The sequence below is a fragment of the Liquorilactobacillus sp. genome (assembly GCF_047719775.1).
GTDB lineage: Bacteria > Bacillota > Bacilli > Lactobacillales > Lactobacillaceae > Liquorilactobacillus.
Genome location: NZ_JBDNTS010000001.1, coordinates 16,722 through 34,821 on the forward strand (window position 1 = coordinate 16,722; position 18,100 = coordinate 34,821).

Annotated in this window: 15 protein-coding genes; 4 read left to right on the forward strand and 11 right to left on the reverse strand. The window is 34.8% G+C overall.

Translation table 11 applies throughout. The features are described 5' to 3' along the window. Positions 1-10 precede the first annotated feature (10 nt). Complete coding sequence (locus ABF682_RS00075; RefSeq protein ID WP_415618616.1) at positions 11-1,444, reverse strand: APC family permease; 1,434 nt, start codon at positions 1,442-1,444, stop codon at positions 11-13. Positions 1,445-1,503: 59 nt separating this feature from the next. After that, a complete protein-coding gene (locus tag ABF682_RS00080; protein WP_415618617.1) occupies positions 1,504-2,703 on the reverse strand; it encodes a DUF2075 domain-containing protein in 1,200 nt (399 codons plus the stop codon). 526 nt (positions 2,704-3,229) lie between these two features. Between ABF682_RS00080 and ABF682_RS00085 the strand changes: the two genes are divergently transcribed. After that, positions 3,230-4,240: a glycosyltransferase family 2 protein gene (locus ABF682_RS00085; RefSeq protein ID WP_289979013.1), complete on the forward strand. Its 1,011-nt coding sequence runs from the start codon at positions 3,230-3,232 to the stop codon at positions 4,238-4,240. Between the two features lie 3 nt (positions 4,241-4,243). Then, positions 4,244-5,170, forward strand: coding sequence for a glycosyltransferase (locus tag ABF682_RS00090; RefSeq protein ID WP_415618618.1), 927 nt, complete (start codon positions 4,244-4,246; stop codon positions 5,168-5,170). A 305-nt stretch (positions 5,171-5,475) separates the two neighbouring features. On the opposite strand, the gene ABF682_RS00095 is transcribed toward ABF682_RS00090, so the two are convergent. The 6 genes from ABF682_RS00095 to ABF682_RS00120 form a co-directional block, all read right to left on the reverse strand. Further along, the gene (locus ABF682_RS00095; RefSeq protein WP_415618619.1) at positions 5,476-6,660 is read right to left on the reverse strand and encodes a hypothetical protein; all 1,185 of its coding nucleotides are present in this window, start codon (positions 6,658-6,660) and stop codon (positions 5,476-5,478) included. 71 nt (positions 6,661-6,731) lie between these two features. Beyond that, a complete protein-coding gene (glf, locus tag ABF682_RS00100) occupies positions 6,732-7,847 on the reverse strand; it encodes a UDP-galactopyranose mutase (protein ID WP_289979006.1) in 1,116 nt (371 codons plus the stop codon). A gap of 56 nt (positions 7,848-7,903) precedes the next feature. Continuing rightward, positions 7,904-8,686, reverse strand: a complete 783-nt coding sequence (locus ABF682_RS00105; RefSeq protein WP_289979004.1) for a DUF4422 domain-containing protein — start codon at positions 8,684-8,686, stop codon at positions 7,904-7,906. 21 nt (positions 8,687-8,707) lie between these two features. Beyond that, a complete protein-coding gene (locus tag ABF682_RS00110; protein ID WP_289979001.1) occupies positions 8,708-9,355 on the reverse strand; it encodes a sugar transferase in 648 nt (215 codons plus the stop codon). Positions 9,356-9,578: 223 nt separating this feature from the next. After that, a complete protein-coding gene (thrB, locus tag ABF682_RS00115) occupies positions 9,579-10,445 on the reverse strand; it encodes a homoserine kinase (protein ID WP_415618620.1) in 867 nt (288 codons plus the stop codon). A gap of 25 nt (positions 10,446-10,470) precedes the next feature. Continuing rightward, positions 10,471-11,754 (reverse strand): homoserine dehydrogenase, encoded by a 1,284-nt coding sequence (locus ABF682_RS00120; protein WP_289978998.1) that lies wholly within the window; start codon positions 11,752-11,754, stop codon positions 10,471-10,473. Positions 11,755-11,963: 209 nt separating this feature from the next. On the opposite strand from ABF682_RS00120, the gene thrC reads away from it, so the two are divergent. Next, the gene (gene thrC / locus ABF682_RS00125; protein WP_415618621.1) at positions 11,964-13,463 is read left to right on the forward strand and encodes a threonine synthase; all 1,500 of its coding nucleotides are present in this window, start codon (positions 11,964-11,966) and stop codon (positions 13,461-13,463) included. Positions 13,464-13,637: 174 nt separating this feature from the next. Beyond that, positions 13,638-14,090, forward strand: coding sequence for an Lrp/AsnC family transcriptional regulator (locus tag ABF682_RS00130; protein WP_289978995.1), 453 nt, complete (start codon positions 13,638-13,640; stop codon positions 14,088-14,090). Between the two features lie 194 nt (positions 14,091-14,284). On the opposite strand, the gene ABF682_RS00135 is transcribed toward ABF682_RS00130, so the two are convergent. Genes ABF682_RS00135 through ABF682_RS00145 form a run of 3 tightly spaced genes read right to left on the reverse strand, consistent with a single transcriptional unit; the run spans position 14,285 to position 17,920 of the window. After that, a complete protein-coding gene (locus ABF682_RS00135; RefSeq protein ID WP_289978994.1) occupies positions 14,285-16,234 on the reverse strand; it encodes a fructose-specific PTS transporter subunit EIIC in 1,950 nt (649 codons plus the stop codon). Positions 16,235-16,250: 16 nt separating this feature from the next. Beyond that, a complete protein-coding gene (pfkB, locus tag ABF682_RS00140) occupies positions 16,251-17,168 on the reverse strand; it encodes a 1-phosphofructokinase (protein ID WP_289978992.1) in 918 nt (305 codons plus the stop codon). Next, positions 17,165-17,920, reverse strand: coding sequence for a DeoR/GlpR family DNA-binding transcription regulator (locus tag ABF682_RS00145; protein ID WP_289978990.1), 756 nt, complete (start codon positions 17,918-17,920; stop codon positions 17,165-17,167). Before ABF682_RS00145 ends, pfkB begins: the two co-directional genes overlap by 4 nt. Positions 17,921-18,100: the final 180 nt, after the last annotated feature.

Consider the following 18,100-nt stretch of genomic DNA (forward strand, 5'->3'; position numbering starts at 1 on the left):
TAGTAAATAACTATCTCCTTTTTTCGTATTTTGTTAATATCGGTAAGATTGCACCCAATCCTATCAGTACAACTATTGCAATAATATTTATCATCAATTCATACCACCATGTATCTCCCATGAACGCAACATCTTGTGGAAATATTCCAAATACCGTTGCAATCACAGTGACTGCTAGAGCCCAAAATCCAATCAACCATGCAAGTTTATCATTTTTGATAAATACATAGGTTGATGGGTACTGTGCACTATTTCTCCGCACCCGCATAAAGGCATAAAAAATCCAACAAGTTACGCCTGGCGAAATAATACCATTTAAATTCAGTAACCAGTTAAAAATATCATTCATATCGGGCAAAAATATTCCCAACAGCAAAATAAGACCCGATAATATACAAGTCAAGATATATCCATTTATCGGAAGCCCATTCTTGTTTGTCTTTCGTAATACTTTAGGCATAAACCGAGTTCCTGTATCCGAAATTAGCATTCTTGTCATAGCATCTAAAAGCACAGCAAGAAGTGCTGCCAAGTAGATGACCTCAGTCCATGCAAAGAGATACATAAATAAGTTGCCCACATGGTACTGTTCACCGAGTGCTTGAAAAGCATAATAGGATCCATTCATCTTCAAATCCTTTGGTAAATGATGTGCATTAAAAAATATCCCTAATGAAAACGAGCCAAAAATTGTTAAAAATGCTGTCATTCCTACTAATAAAAGCATTGATTTTGGAAACTCACTGGCCGGTTTCTTCATTTTCGTTACAAATGGTGCAATTAATTCGCAACCATTGACAGCATAGATTAATAATCCAATCGTTGTTAGATATTTTAAATCAAATTTCGGAATAATTGCTCCTAAATTCATGGGTTGTGTTTCAATATGGCCTCCCATCCCCAACGATGCAACCGCCATTATCACAAATAATACTGTCATACCAAACATTGCAATCCCGCCTATGGAGCTCAGTAATTCAAGGGATTTTTTGAATTTAGACTGTACTAAAATAAATACTACAAAAATTATTAAAGTCCACAAAGCAAACTGCTCATTGGACATCGAATCTTGAAATTTTCCGTCCCCAGTAACTGCCCAACCTAGACCAACGACTACTGAATTTGCCGTATCAACAACATATGGAATTGAAGCTGCCCAATATGTCCATGCTGTAAAATATCCCAAAAATTCACCATTTGTCCCCCTAATCCAAGAACTAAGTCCACCGCCTTCCTCGTTAAAGATTGAACCTAGTTGTCCTACCATCAATGAATATGGGATAACATATAAAACTAACATCAAAATCCAGGAAGTTATTACACCCATTCCTTGATTTTTGAAATTATATATTAAGTCGTCAAATCCGATAACGGTAACAAAACTCATTAAAGCTAGAACTTGCCATGGTATGTAGTGGTTCTTTTGAGACACATCTGTCTGCATTGATACTACACTTCCTCGTTAAATAAAATTAAAATTGCCTAGGTATAATACCATATTCTCTAACCTTGTAATAGTTTTTTTTGTAGATTCTTATCTACAGCATAGATATAGAGACCCTTTCTTGCACGCGTTAATAAAACATTTAAAGCATTCAATATTAGGCGTTCTTTAACTGCCTTAATATTTGTATTCAGGTGTTTTAACCCGTTAAAAGCAGCTTGATCTTCATAAAGCTCTGAGCGAACAACTAACTTGCTTAATTGTTCATCGTAACCCAAGCTAGGCCCAAGTATTACACCTGCATAATTCAAATCAAATCCCTGAATCGTATAAACCGAACCAACTTCATCAATCGTATCTGTTCTTTCAGCCCATGCCAAAGATTCTTGTGGTTTGCTCCTATCCCAACGTAAGCTTAGAGTTCCTGCTTTTACAAAATAATCATTTCCATCTAAGCGATAGGGAAAATCATATGTCGCTAACAATCTGCTAAGTCCTGCGGTTACCTCGTGCTCTTTTATCAATTCATACATTTGCTTGCTATCATTCATTATACGAAAATCAAATTTTTGCTTTTCTGGCAAACAACAGATTTTTTTATTGCAAAAACCATTGATCCAATCCTGCACATCAGAATTTGCTTCTATTCTGAACTGTTTTTGCAAGTGTCTGATTTTGACATTGTCTTCACCTAAAATTGCAGCTAACTTTTGCTTTGACCAATAGCTTTTAGCTTTCAATACTTGTTTATTATCGAATATCAATATAACTATCTTTGCATTCTTTAGAATTTCTTGCAGTTGGTTCTCCTGGTAAAAATGATTATATGCATCTTTTTTAGTTAATAACAAATGTGCCTCATCAACAATCACAACGTCAGCCTTTTCAGCACTCTTTTGAATCTTATTGATAAAAGATGTTGGGCGCTCAAAATTCTTTTTTAATAAAATCGAAGATTCTCCGGCTATCCTTTTATAGAACTTCAACATTTCAGGATGGTTAACCAGTACATAGTTCTTGGTTCCACCAAAAATTGAATCTTTATCCTTACAAGCCGCTTGAATTTCATTAAACAAAGCTGTAACTAATACACTTTTACCCGTTCCCGCTTGGCCTTCAATCACAAATATAGCCTTCTGCCCTTTATCAAGCTTACTCTTTGCAAAGTCCAAAGCTTCCCTTTCAATTTCTTTTTGTTCGCAGCTTAGCTTATGCACAGGCCAAGTTATATCAAATTTCTTCTCGTCTTCTCTTACCATAAAATATTCACCCCTGCTAACAAAATATACATGCCAAAAATTATCTCTGTTACAAATTGCCATCCCTTAAATCTTTTTAAAGCCTTTCTTCACACTTTCTTCACATTTCAAGCATAACATTGCACTTGTAACCTGATATAAAAACAACTTTTCATTTACTCCCCCTATATAGTAAGTGAAGTGATTCTTTTAAATCACACAACCTTTTCTCCGTATGTTTAAGCATACGGAGTTTTTTTACTGGGGCTGCCATTCCTATCACCATTGATAAGAGTGTCATTTTTTGGATTAAATTTTGTGCTTTACTCTAGCTTTCAACTATATACTTTTTTGGGGGCAGTATTTTTAATGTACTCTTGAATTCTGCATCAAACTGTCTTCATATTGAAAAAAAGAGGTCAAATAGATATAATAGCCTAAGACGATCAGGGATAGCAAACTAATTTTTATAGTTTGTTTTAAAAAACAGAGACTATTTTTGAACAACCTGTTTTTTCCTATTATAAAATATATTATGGAGATTATTATGCCAACTTCACCTTTAATAAGCGTTATTGTTCCAGTATACAATGTTGCACCATACCTCCGACATTGTATTGATTCCATTATTAATCAAACTTACCAAAATATCGAGATAGTTTTTATTAATGACGGATCAACTGACGATTCAGCAGAAATCTTAACTGAATATGAGTCAAAAGATTCTAGAATAAGAGTAATTCATCAAAAAAATGGTGGGCTATCAAATGCAAGAAATAATGGTATTTCAAATTCAAAGGGATCATATATAACTTTTATTGATTCAGACGATTATGTTTCAAAGGACTATGTTTCTTATTTACTAGATCTTCTTCGAAAAAATAATTTTCAGTCAAAATTAGCAATTTGTTCATTAATGAATGTTTTTATAAAGACAAACACTCAAAGAAATAATGGAAATGATCAAGAAGCTGTACTTACAGGTAAAGAATGTATTGAAAAAATGTGCTACCAAGATTTAGTTGATACGTGTGCCTACGCAAAGTTGGGGGCTCGCGAATTATATGACACTGTTAAATTTCCTGAAGGAATGCTTTTTGAAGATATTGCGACAACTTACCAACTATTTGATTTATGCGATACTGTATGCTGTGGATTTTACGCTAAATACTTCTATGTTATTCGTGAAGGATCAATAGTTACGTCCGGTTTCAATAGCAAGAAACTAGAATTAATTCCGATGACTGACAAAATGGCAAATTACATAAGTTCAAAATATCCAGAATTGGCAAACGCCACTCTTCGTCGCCAAGTTTATTCACGTTTTAGTACATTAAATCAGATCTTATCGGACTCTGAATCTCGTGTCCCAGGTCAAATTAAAGAGATTCTAAAATTTTTAAAGCTTCACAAACAAGAAGTTTTAAATGATCCTAAAACCCCTAAGAGAGACAGAATTGCTTATCTTTTTCTATGTTTTGGAATACCTATTTACAAACATGCATGGAAGTTCTATGAAGTTTTAAAAACAACTAAAATATTAAATAAAGAAAGTTAAAAAATGAAAATTTCAATTGTAATATCAACCTATAATGGTGAAAAATTCATATTGGATCAATTGGATTCGTTAAAAAATCAAACAGTTTTGGCTGATGAAGTGATTATTGTAGATGATTGCTCAACGGATAAAACTGTTGAACTAGTTAACAACTACATTGCAAGATATCAATTAACTAGTTGGAATATTTACGTTAACGAAAAAAATTTAGGTTGGCGTAAAAACTTTATGGACAGTATTTGGAAAAGTTCCGGTGATCTTATTTTCACTTGTGATCAAGATGATATTTGGCGGCAAGACAAACTGAGTATTATGAAACGCATAATGGAGGATCATTCTGAGATAAGTCTGCTGACATCTAACTATAAAGAGTTTTACGATAACGGGCATACTGCCATAGGCCCTTGGAAAAATGAAAAAAAGCTTAAAAAGATTCTTCTTACCAATAATTATCTCTTAGTAAAAAGCCCAGGATGCACACATTGCATAAGAAGAAATTTGGCTGAATTAAGTAAAAAGTATTGGAAACCTGAATACCCTCATGATGCATTATTGTGGCGCTTAGCTCTTTTTACTAATAGCTTATATACTTATACTGATACCTTAATTAATTGGCGTAAGCATACTGCAAGTGCGTTTGCTCAAGAGAGTCATGACCTTAAAACTATTGGTGAAAAGAAAAAATGGATCAAAACTGCCCAAAGTTTTCAGAATACTCTGAAAAAATTCATTAGAGACGACGTTATTACTGATATAACACATCAAAGTTCTGTCCTTAAGCGAAATGATAAGTGGTTGGATACTAGGTATAACTTCTATAATTATCAAAATGTTTTAACTGGAATTATACTAAGCTTCTATTGGGACTGTTATCCACGCCATCGACAGTATCTAGGTGACTGGTACCTAATCTTTATCAAAAAAGAATAATAAAACTACCTGAATAATTATAAAGTTGATTTGTAATAATAATCATGAATAGCTACATCAACCGTTTATAAAAAGCGAATTCCAAAAGTTAGCTCAAAACACTAACTTTTGGAATTCGCTTCATTTTTTACTTTCCTTTACCCCTATATATTTTATTGTCTGCTGCCTCACTACTACGGCAAAAATCAATTGTGCATCGATAAGATATAGATACCCGATATCCTTAATAGTCAGGCCATAAGCGGACAACATGTCTCAAATAATTAAGCAGTTCAGCAATGAATATCATACTTTTTTTACAAACTTCACTGTGTATTTTCTTTTCGCCAATAACTTAAATCTGCAAATAATCCTAAAAATACAATATTAAAAGATAACTCATACAAATGTTGATCAATTAATGAGCTAAGTATTGCAAGCACCAACCACACAATTAAAATAAAATTGTTTTCATTATAAAATTTACGATATGAGAAATAGATTACAGCCAACAAAACAAAGAATGCCAGTATTCCTTCCATCATCAGTACTCGAATAAATGAAACATCTATATAAAAGTAATCAAAAGGTTGATTATGTACTCCACCATTACCATTTTGATAAACAAGTTGCCCTAAAAATGTCACATTATAATTTTTAAAAGCTTCATGCCCATATGTTAATCTGCCAGACAAAAGCTTATTCGCTAATTGAAAAATGCGAATTGAAGGCTCATAGAGATAAGCTAATACTATATTGAGAAAAATTACTACAAAAACAGTAGCTGCCGCAACTGTTACCTTTACTCTCTTAATAATATTAAAAATAAAGTCTTTGAATACAGCAACTAAGATAACCATCAGCATCAGTAAAAAGTCTAACCGTGTATCCGTGAGAGCATAAATCATGACTGAGAAAGCAACTGTAGCTATATACTCAGGAATACTAAACTTAAATTTTCTCAAAGCAGCATAGGAAAGCAGTATATAAAAACATCTTGCAGCTAAATCAGTTGGATAAACAGTTCCCAAAGAATATCGGACAGTTGCTTCAAGAGACCTACCAATTGTTACATTAACAATAAAGCCAGATAATGCAGCAATTATTGTTACAATAAGTACCATGATAACCGTACATAAAAAAACCTTTATTATTTTTTTAAAATCTACATCCTTTGCTCCAACAATAAACACATAGTAATAAAAAAATAAATATTCACCAGAAGTTGTACAAATCTGCCATAATACCAAACCCGATAGCAGAATCACACATATACCCTTTAAATCCCACTTGTCAAATAATAGAATTTTTATGAGAACTCCTAATATTGTTAACTCACTTATTAAATAGGTGTACTCACTAACAGAAGTAGCCCAAATGAACATCGTTCCACTAATTGTACTTGCTATGATATATACTGCAAACATTGATAAATAAATCAATTCTGGTAAATTTAATACTTTATTGTTCAACGGAGCTATCACAGGTTCTTTTTCTATATTATTTATCATTTTCAAGCTAACCCCATTATTGAAGTTTTTTATTATTCAAAGTCCAAAGCTCAAGCAATAAAAAACTAAGTTTAGTTTCCTACTTCCATTTTTACAACGTTTAATGCCGCACTTATAACTTGGTCCATATCATAGTAACGATACTGCCCTAACCGACCACCAAACAAAACATTCTTAGCTTTTTGATCTGCTAGTTCTTTGTACTGCTTATACAATGTATTATTCTCCGTATTATTAACCGGATAATAGGGTTCATCTCCACGCTTCCAACTTCTCGGATATTCACGTGTAACGACAGTCTTATTTTTATCACCTTTGCCAAACTCAAAATGTTTATGTTCAATAATTCTTGTGAAAGGTGTTTCAGCATCAGTATAATTCACAACTGCATTTCCCTGGTAATTATCAACATCCAATTCCTCTGTCTCAAACTTCAGACTACGGTATTCTAGCTCTCCTAATGAATAGTTGAAGTATTCATCAATCATGCCTGTGAATATAACCCTATCAAATTCTTTCAAGTATTCATCTTTCTTATCAAAGAAATCAATCCCTGTCTCAACAGTAATCAAATCACTAGCAAGCATCTTTTCAACTATCTGTGTGTAGCCTCCAATAGGAATTCCTTGGTAGTCATCATTAAAATAATTGTTATCATATGTCAGCCTAACTGGTAATCTACGAATAATAAATGCTGGCAAATCTTTTGTTGAGTGTCCCCATTGCTTTTCCGTATAGCCCTTAATCAATTTTTCATAAATATCCGTACCTACTAAAGAAATTGCTTGCTCTTCTAAATTTTCAGGACGTTTACCGTTTAAAATTGATTTTTGTTCATTAATCTTTGCTTGCGCATCTTCTGGTGTTACAACACCCCAGAGTTTATTGAATGTATTCATATTAAATGGTAAGTTATAAATTTCACCATGGTAGTTTGCTACTGGACTATTTGTATAACGATTGAAGTCCGCAAATTGATTTACATAATCCCAGATCTTTTTGTTTGATGTATGAAAAATATGTGCCCCATATTGATGAACTTGAATACCATCCACTTCTTTGGTAAAAATATTACCCGCAATATGGTTACGTCTTTCAATTACCTTAACTTCATGCCCTTTTTTTGCAGCTTCATACGCAAATGTTGCTCCAAATAATCCTGCTCCAACTATTAAATACTTAGTCATTTTTTCCCTCCAATGTTACTTTATAAATTACTAAAAAATACAGTTAGCCTAATAAATTACACAGACTTTTTACTCAATCCCATTTTTCTCAAGAAAAACAAACTAACTTTTCGGAACCAATTTTGTTTTCCAATAAAAAGAACAGGTAGCTCAGTATATTTTATTTGATTCTTCTCAAACCAAACATCTAGTAAAATCTCACTGATAAACCCAAAAATTCTTTTTTCATAATCAGAATACTCTGATATATTAACTCTTTTTTCTACTTCTGGCAGTATCTCAAAAAGCCATTCTGTATAATTATCAAATACTTCACTCTTTGCAATTACCATATTAAACATATGAACAGCTCTTCTATCAACTACTGCTTCGAAAGAAGGAATATAATCAGGATATCGTTCACCTATAACATCTTTGGCAAGCTCAAGTCCTTCTATATGATGTGCATGCGCATAATGAGACCAGGATGTTTCAATATAATAGTTTCTTTTGTGCGGTAAAATGGCATCATTTTCTTGCAGTAGACTCGCAATTTTATCACTTTTAAGAATCTCGTTAAACTTTTCTGCGGGTGTCTTGAAGAATGCCTTTCTTCCATCAGAAAAGTATCTACGATAATGCACTAAGCCTTTCACATCAGCAACTCTATTTTTCCATGCCCAATATTGAACAGTTAACTCACAATAGTTAGGATTTTTTGCGGAAATATTCACACCTGTATTGTCTCTTTCAAAACCCTTAAAATTTTCAGGATTTTTGCCTACCTGTACAGGCACATACACATTCTCATCTGGCATTTTCACATTTTTGTGACTAACCACATAAATCTCAGTTTTCATTAAGTCCTACTTTCTCTCCACTTAAAACGCACCATCCGCCTTAAAAATCGCAACAATATTTTTTAACAAAATTTTCAAGTCAAATAAAAGACAAGCATGATCTACATAGTAAAGCTCATACTCACATCTTTCAGGGTATTCAATATTACTTCTTCCAGAGGCTTGCCAGTAACCCATCGCTCCTGGAGTAACAGATAAAAATTTATCCACCCTATCACCGTATTCTTTTAATTCTTCTTCAATGATCGGTCGCGGTCCAATTAGGCTCATATCACCTTTGAATATATTAATGAATTGCGGTAGCTCATCAATCGACGTTTTCCTCAAGAAATGACCTAGTCTTGTTATTCGCGGATCTTTGTCTGGTGGTAATTTATAGCTATTGGCAACATACAATCTATATAATTCTGTATCGTTCTCCAATACTTCTGCTGCGCCTACAACCATTGACCTGAACTTATAAATGTAAAACTTCTTTTTATTTTTTCCTACACGTTCCTGTTTATAAAACAATGGGCCCTTATTCTTTCCAAAGCTATATATGATTACCATCATCATAAATATTGGAATCATCGCAATCAAAGCCACAATCGAAATGAGAATGTCCATGATACGTTTGAAAAATAAATAAGTCTTATTTTGACCCTTATACCCTATTTCGCGAGTCATTAATTTCTCCTCTATATAATACAAAATGCAAATTTTATTTTACCATAGTAAGGTAAAATATACACAATACACAGTATAATACTACCACAGAATATACGCAATTTTATAAAAATTAACTTTAAAAAGCATAAATGTACTATTTCACTAAGACTATAAAAAAATCCCAGAATCATTGGCTTACAAAACAGCAAGTCAATTCTAGGATCACTCATATCTATTTTAGTCACTCTATTTTACAGCCTACATTATCCACTTCCATAACAAGAAATTTTCCAGCTGTAAACTTCTTTGATAATTCCTTTGCTACCATTGCAGCTATCTTTTCATGAACAAGCATCATGACTGTTGGTCCCGCTCCACTCAAATATGTACCATATACTCCCAGTGGATGAGCTAACTCTCTGATTTCCTTTAAATATGGAACCAGCTTCTCACGGTAATGTTCATGAAACCTATCAGCTTCAATCATTTTCCCAGCCTTATCTAACTCCCCGTTCATCAATGCTGCAACTAATGTATTTCCCACGCCGCTTCCTTCAATTGCCACCTTAAAAGGAAGAGAGTTGGGAAGTACCCCTCGGCTTTCCTTTGTCAATAAAGTTGCATTTGGCACATACGCAACAAATCTTAGTTCAGGCAAGTTGGCAACCACACTTGTCACATTATTTCCATTATATGATGACACAACTAGATTTCCAAAAATAGCTGGAGCAACGTTGTCAGGATGGCCCTCAAGTTTGGTTGCAATCTCTAATTTTTGTTGCTTTGTTAGCTTTAAATTACCAATTTTGTCAGCAATTTCAATCCCGGCTACTATTGCAGAAGAACTACTTCCAAGACCACGTGCTAATGGTATATCCGAGCTTACAGCCACTCTATGCGGTCTGATTGTAGGAGCAACCTTTAATGCAGTACTAATAATCAGATTGCGTTCATCATGGTAGACTTTCCCCATATCATGCTCTACAATCCAAGTTGAGCTTTCTCCTAAAACTTTGACTGTGAGATAAAGGTTGACTGCCACCCCAATGGAATCAAATCCTGGTCCAAGATTTGCACTTGTTGCTGGCACTCTAAATTCAAATTGCATTTATCTTTCCAACCTTTGCTTAAAATTATTCTGCTAGAATTCTGTACGAAGCAATAACTTCTATTTCTTCTAAATTATCAATACCCTCAATAATCTCTTTAATCTGCTGCTCTGACATTTGATGCGTTGTCATAACTACACGCGCATTAACCTCATCATATTCACTTTGAATAATTAAATGAAAACTTGCATTAAGTTCAGTCATAACCTCAGTAATCTTTAGCATTTGTCCTAAACGATCCTTGACTTTTAATGAGATATAATACGGATACTTAACTTCATCAGGCAAAGCTTGTTTACCTTCGCGCGAGAAATCATTGAAACGATTTCCTGTCGTCTCCAAAACGATATCTTTTGTCACAGCAATTATGTCACTTAATACACTATTAGCTGTTGGTAATTCTCCCGCACCAGGTCCATAGAACATTGTTTCTCCTACAGCTGCCCCTGTAACTAAAACTGCATTATTTTCATTCTGTACAGCTGATAATGGCTGTGTCTCAGGAACCAGAACTGGCCCCACAGCAACACTAATACGATCATTAATCAACTTAGCAATCCCAAGCAACTTAATGTTATACCCCAAGCTTTTCGCTTGCTTGATATCTTCCAAGTCAATTCCATTTATACCCTTGACCTCAATATCGTCTAAAGCAATATTGATTCCAAAAGCAAATTGCGTCAAAATAATCATCTTATACGCGGCATCTATCCCTTCAATATCGTTCGTCGGGTCTGGTTCTGCGAATCCAAGTTCTTGTGCTGATTTCAAAGCATCTGCAAATGACATATTATTTTGACTCATTTTTGTTAAAATATAATTTGTAGTACCATTTACAATCCCTTTTACCTCTATAATTCGGTCGGCAGCAAAGGAATTAACAATCGTTCTTAAGATTGGAATCCCACCTGCAACACTCGCTTCATAAAATAAATCACATTTATTTTTGTCAGCAAGTTCTGTCAATTCTGACCCATACGTTGCAATCAAATCTTTATTAGCTGTAATAATGTGTTTCCCGGCCTTTAATAACAATTCAATGTATTTTTTTGCTGTCGTAACTGTTCCCATAACTTCAACGACAATATTAATTTCACTATCATTAATCAGCTCTTTGACATCATTAGTAACCTTGATCCCAGTTAAATCAACATCTCGTTTTTTCTCAAGGTTATGCACAACCACCGTTTTAACTACAAGTTTCCTACCAGTGATACTAGATATTTTGTGCTCATGATCCCTTAACAATCTGACAACACCGCTTCCGACTGTCCCTAATCCTAAAACACCAATATTAACAACTTGCATATCGTATCCTCCACTTTGTTTATTGCAACTATTCTATCATAAAAATCTAATATTTAGCATAAATAATCAAAATTAAGTTTTCTTTACAAGGTTTTATCCCATTTACTTTTTGAATTGCTTTATCTATATACTGTTATCAGTTATCTATTTATGGTATTCTTCATATATAAATGAGAAACTTCTAACAACTAAAAAGGAGCGAACAGTCCATGTCCTTACAATATCGTAGCACAAGGGATTTAAAAGCAAATACTATTTCTGCATCTGAAGCAATACTAAAAGGACTAAGCGCAGATGGTGGCTTATATGTACCAACAAGTATCCCCAAAATCGACTTTGACTTATCTGAACTTCCTGGTTTTTCGTATAAAGAACTAGCATTTCGTATTCTTAAATTGTTTTACACTGACTTTTCCGAAAATGAATTACGAAAATGTATAGAGCATGCATATGGAGATACTTTTGACACAAATCTTATTGCACCATTATCATTTCATGGTGAAACTGGATATCTCGAATTATTCCATGGACCAACAATTGCTTTCAAAGACATTGCATTGCAGCTTCTACCTCACTTAATGACAACGGCAGCCCAAAAAAATCACTTACAAAACAAGATTGTAATTTTAACCGCAACTTCAGGTGATACTGGTAAAGCAGCAATGGAAGGCTTCGCGGATGTTGATGGTACAAAAATCATCGTTTTTTACCCTAAAGATGGTGTCAGCTTTATTCAAGAACAGCAGATGTTAACTCAAAAAGGAAAGAACACTTTTATCTTTGCTGTTGACGGCAACTTTGATGTTGCGCAGACAAATGTTAAAAAATTGCTTAACAATGAAGAGCTTTCACGTGAATTAGCAGATAACAATTATCAATTTTCTTCTGCCAACTCAATCAATATTGGTCGTCTATTTCCCCAAGTCGTTTATTACTTTTATGCTTATGCACAAATGGTTAAACAACAAAAAATCACCTTGGGTTCTGCTATTAACTTTAGCGTGCCAACTGGGAACTTTGGTGACATTTTGGCTGGTTACTATGCAAAAAAAATGGGATTACCTATTAACAAACTTCTCTGCGCATCTAATAAAAATAATGTTTTAACAGAATTTTTCAATGAAGGGGTATACGATAGAAATAGACCTTTTTATGTAACGTCTTCACCTTCAATGGATATATTGGTATCAAGCAATCTCGAACGACTTCTTTTCTATATTAACAATGAAGATGTGCAGGCCACAACTGAATTAATGGCACAATTAAATGAGCATGGAAAATACACTATTTCCTCGGAAATAAAAAATTCATTATCAGATTTTTTTGCTGCTTTTGCTGATGAAGATCAGACAGCAAGTGAAATTTCTCGGATATATAAACTTGATGGTTCAGTTATTGACCCCCATACAGCTGTCGCTTCTTACGTTGCCAAAATTTATGAAGAAAGACATTCTGATTCAACAATACCCACAGTCGTTATTTCAACAGCCAGTCCTTACAAGTTCCCACAATCCGTCTTGATTGGCCTTCATGACCCTGCAGCCTTTGAATCAGGTTTCATAGCACTACAAGCACTTAAAAAGAAGAGTAATCTAGCATTCCCTAAAGCTATTGAACAGCTTCTGAGTAAACAGGGAAGTCGTGCAAAAAAAATTATCTCTTCGAGTGATATGAAGAAAGCAGTTAAAGGAATTCTTTTTAAAAAATGATTCTCCACTATTCTGCTGTATTAGGTATTTATCTAAAAGCATTACATTTATTGCTATTTACTTTTTTTATTCGCTTTTTGACGTGTTTTTACTATTTTTATGCTTTTTAGTACGTGTTTAAATTAAGATAGTATGCTATATTAGGCTACATAGGATCGTTTGGAGGGATTTTCAATGGATGAAATTGATTTAAAAATTGTATCAACACTACAGAAAGATGCACGTATTTCTCTGAAAAAGCTGGCTGATATTTGTTTTATTTCAGCACCGGCAGTCTCAACTCGTTTAACTCATCTTGAAGAACGGGGGATCATCACAAATTATCAGACTTCTATAGACTATAAAGTTCTTGGGTATCCAATTAAAGCATATGTCAGCTTGAGACTTTCACCTAAAGATAAAGATGATTTTTATCCATATATAAAATCTGTAGGCAACGTTATTTCATGTGATTGCGTAACAGGTAGCTATTCTCAAATTATCACATGCTATTTTAAATCCACTAGATCTCTCGATAACTTTATCAACGATATTCAACGTTTTGGTGAAACAAAGACCCAAATTGTATTTTCAACAAGCGTTATCCAAAGACCTTTGGAACTCAATCCTGGAGAAGTTTATTTTTAGCTTAAACACCTTATATCAGTAACGACACAAACTCGTACTCTATAGGAATTTCGATTGAAAAAAAGCAAGTTGATACAAGCAAGACGATAAGCTTGAAGTTAGACAAAAATATTTTAACTTATGAAATACATCTATCCAGAATAAAAAAGAGGCTGAGTCAAAATTTAAATTTTGACTCAGCCTCTTTTTTATACTTAATTATTCACTTTTTCTTTTTTCCAAATTCCCAGTACAACACCAGCAATAACTGCGCCAATTACAACAGCAGCAATGTAACCAATAGCATTAGTAGCCAATGGAGTTACCCATAAACCACCATGAGGTGCTGGAACACTTACATGCCAAAGCTGTGTCAAACCACCAGCAATTGCAGCTCCTAATACACTTGAACCAATAACATGCAATGGATCAGCCGTAGCAAATGGAATTGCACCTTCTGTTATGAATGAAAATCCAAGTACCCAGTTAGTAATTCCTGCTTTTCGCTCATCGTCAGTGAATTTCTTTGGCCAAAATGCTGTGGCAATAGCTGTGGCAAATGGAGGAACCATACCACCAGCCATGACGGCAGCCATTAAATCACCATTTTTAGTTGCTGTAAATGCGCCAACAGCAAAGACATATGCAGCTTTGTTGAATGGGCCACCCATATCAATGGACATCATGCCACCTAAAATCAACCCAAGTAATACAGCATTACCTGTTCCCATATGATTCAAGAATGTCGTTAACCATGTATTAATAACTGCAAAAATTGGATTTACAATAAAGAACATCAAGAGAGCAACTAAAAGCAAACCAACAATTGGGTAAAGAAGCATAGGTTTCATACCTTCAAGTGATTTAGGCAATTTAGAGAACAGATGCTTCAAGAAAATCGTCAAGTAACCAGCGATAAAACCAGCTGCGATACCGCCCAAGAATCCACCAGCACTCTTTGCATTCGTCATAACGTTAGCAGTATATACACCACCAAAGGTACCACTGTAAACCGTTGCCATGAATCCACCAACAAAACCAGGCATCAACGCTGGACGATCGCCAATTGATTCAGCAATATATCCTGCTAACACGGGTATCATAAATGCAAAAGCAAGACTTCCTGCATTGTTCAAGAAGATGAAACCAGTTGACTTCGGCCCACCGAGGTACTGTTCAATAACGAATGACAATGCCATCAAAATACCACCACCAACGACAAAAGGCAACATATGGGAAACACCATTCATTAAATTCTTGTAAATTTCGCTTCCGACTGTACCAGTTGCACCAGCATCTTCTTGATTTGCATCTGCGTCTGCATGAAAAATTGGCGCATCTTGAGCAATCGCTTTATTAATAAGTTCTTCAGACTTTTTAATTCCGTCAACAACGGGACGATTAACTAAATGCTTTCCGTCGAAACGTGCCATTTCAACTTTTTTGTCAGCTGCAACAATGACACCTGTAGCACGAGAAATTTCATCAGCTGTCAAAAGATGCTTTACGCCTTCTGAGCCATTTGTTTCAACCTTGATATCAACACCCATTGCCTCAGCTTGTTTCTTCAATGCCTCTTCAGCCATATACGTGTGTGCAATCCCTGTTGGGCAAGCTGTAACAGCCACAATATATGGACGATCAGTTGAAACTGGTGCTTTAGCAGCAGCTTTTTCCTTTTCTGCCTCTGCTTGTTCCTTAGCTTCTTTAGCAGTTTGTGCATCTGCAAATAATTGTTGTACTTGTTCAGGTGTTTGCGCCTTTTTCAAGCTTGCAACCAAATCTGGATTTATTAAAAGGCCTGAGAGCGTTGCAAGTGCCTGTAAATGAGTATTATTAGCGCCCTCTGGAGCAGCAATCATAAAGAATAAATGTACAGGATTACCGTCAAGAGCAGCATAATCAACACCACTTTCACTCTTAGCAAACATAACTGTTGCTCTTTGAACTGCTTTGTCCTTAGCATGAGGCATAGCAATTCCATCACCAATTCCTGTTGTTGATTGAGCTTCACGAGCTACAATATCTTTTTTATAAAGCTCTTCATCATTGATGACACCAGTAACATAATATTGATGTACCATCTCATCAATAGCTTCTTGCTTCGTCGTTGCTTTTAAATTCATAATCATTGCATCTTTTAATAACAATTCACGAATATCCATTAGTACACTTCCCCTTTTAGTTTTTATAATCTTCTATTTTTATTTGCGGCAGAATTTCATCAATTTTGGCACGATCTGCTAAGTCTTCTGAAAAAGCAGTTGCACTCCCACATGCTAAACCATATCGGAAACTCTCAAGAGAATTCTTTGTAGCTGCAAATGTCCCCACAAAACCACCAATCATTGAATCTCCTGCACCAACTGAGTTGATTACAGTTCCCTTGGGTGCCTTGCTGTAATAAACCTCAGTAGGAGTAATTAGTAATCCACCATCGCCTGCCATTGAAATCAGCACATGCTTTGCACCTAAATCCAATAACTTTTTGCCATACTTAACGATGTCAGGAATGCCATTTAATTTAACACCGAATAAATCGGCTAATTCATGATGATTTGGTTTAACAACTAGTGGGTGTTCCTTTAATGTCCGCATTAAACTCTCGCCTGTTGTATCTATTACAAAGTCCGCACCCTTGTTAATAATTAACTCAATCAATTCAAAGTAAAAATCCTTTGATAGGCTTGGAGCCAAACTACCAGATAAAATAACTACATCGTTTTCCGACAATTTATCGAATTGTTTTTTGAATGCAGTAACTTCATCGTTGGAAATCTCAGGTCCTTTACCATTAATTTCCGTTTCGGCTTGTGATTTAATCTTCACATTTATACGTGTATCGGCAGCTATATGTGTAAACTTCGTCTTCAAGTCTTTCGCCTTCAATGATTCTTCGACAAAATCGCCTGTGAACCCACCTAGAAAACCAAGAGCAATATTATCTTGTCCTAATTCTCGGAGAATACGTGAAACATTAATTCCTTTTCCTCCGGGAAGCTTTGCATCATAATCCATACGATTGACTTCGCCTAAGGTTAATTCCTTAAGCTGCACAATATAATCAATTGATGGATTAACAGTAACTGTGTAAATCATAATGAAACCTCCTGAATTTCTGTTTGATTATTATACTGATCATAAACCAGCTTTGATAACTTATTGGTAATTATTTTAGCTTCTGATACTTCGGCTACCTTAACAAAAGAAAATTGGTCAATTTTTGTGCTATCCACCAAAACAAATGACTCTGCACCTTGTTTTATCGCAGCTAACTTCACGGATGCTTCGTCAGGATCTGGAGTCGTATATCCATATTCAAGATGAACTCCATTCATCCCTAGAAAAACTTTGTTAAAGCGATAACGTTGCAACTCCTTGACCGTTTCTACACCAACAATTGCCTTTGTCGTATTTTTCAACTCTCCACCCACTAGAATAGTTCTGATATTCTGATCAGCAAGTGCAGTTGCATGCATTATGCCATTGGTAACGACTGTTAATTGTTTTTTTTGTTTCAGAAACTGGATCATAGCCAATGTAGACGTGCCTGCATCTAGATAGATAACATCTTCATCTTGAATCAGACTCACTGCCATCTTAGCAATTTGATTTTTTTGTTCAGTATTCTGAGCGAACTTACCACTCATATCCAATTCCTTTTGCAAGGATTGACGCATCTTAGCACCACCATGTACGCGGCTTAAAACACCTTTTTCTTCCAATTCCTGCAAATCCCTACGAACTGATGATTCTGAGCACTCAACTTCTTTACAAACATCATGTAACTTTACAATTCCATTCTCACGAAGCATTCTCAAAATGACTTGTTGCCGTTCTTCTGCAAGCACTTACATTACCTCCTAAAATATATTACCATCAGTAGTCCGAAAAATCAATCAAAAAAACGCAAAAAAATTCATTTTCAATCATATGGATAAGTATTTATGCTTGTTTTTGACCGAAACAGCTTTATTCACTCACTAATTATAAGCCTTATCATTCAATACTTCATCATTATTGAGCACAAA

Excerpts from the sequence above, each read along its gene's own strand:
- ABF682_RS00075 (WP_415618616.1), bottom strand. The coding sequence starts at position 1,444 with ATGCAGACAGATGTGTCTCAAAAGAACCACTACATACCATGGCAAGTT.
- ABF682_RS00080 (WP_415618617.1), bottom strand. The coding sequence starts at position 2,703 with ATGGTAAGAGAAGACGAGAAGAAATTTGATATAACTTGGCCTGTGCAT.
- ABF682_RS00085 (WP_289979013.1), top strand. The coding sequence starts at position 3,230 with ATGCCAACTTCACCTTTAATAAGCGTTATTGTTCCAGTATACAATGTT.
- ABF682_RS00090 (WP_415618618.1), top strand. The coding sequence starts at position 4,244 with ATGAAAATTTCAATTGTAATATCAACCTATAATGGTGAAAAATTCATA.
- ABF682_RS00095 (WP_415618619.1), bottom strand. The coding sequence starts at position 6,660 with ATGATAAATAATATAGAAAAAGAACCTGTGATAGCTCCGTTGAACAAT.
- glf (WP_289979006.1), bottom strand. The coding sequence starts at position 7,847 with ATGACTAAGTATTTAATAGTTGGAGCAGGATTATTTGGAGCAACATTT.
- ABF682_RS00105 (WP_289979004.1), bottom strand. The coding sequence starts at position 8,686 with ATGAAAACTGAGATTTATGTGGTTAGTCACAAAAATGTGAAAATGCCA.
- ABF682_RS00110 (WP_289979001.1), bottom strand. The coding sequence starts at position 9,355 with ATGACTCGCGAAATAGGGTATAAGGGTCAAAATAAGACTTATTTATTT.
- thrB (WP_415618620.1), bottom strand. The coding sequence starts at position 10,445 with ATGCAATTTGAATTTAGAGTGCCAGCAACAAGTGCAAATCTTGGACCA.
- ABF682_RS00120 (WP_289978998.1), bottom strand. The coding sequence starts at position 11,754 with ATGCAAGTTGTTAATATTGGTGTTTTAGGATTAGGGACAGTCGGAAGC.
- thrC (WP_415618621.1), top strand. The coding sequence starts at position 11,964 with ATGTCCTTACAATATCGTAGCACAAGGGATTTAAAAGCAAATACTATT.
- ABF682_RS00130 (WP_289978995.1), top strand. The coding sequence starts at position 13,638 with ATGGATGAAATTGATTTAAAAATTGTATCAACACTACAGAAAGATGCA.
- ABF682_RS00135 (WP_289978994.1), bottom strand. The coding sequence starts at position 16,234 with ATGGATATTCGTGAATTGTTATTAAAAGATGCAATGATTATGAATTTA.
- pfkB (WP_289978992.1), bottom strand. The coding sequence starts at position 17,168 with ATGATTTACACAGTTACTGTTAATCCATCAATTGATTATATTGTGCAG.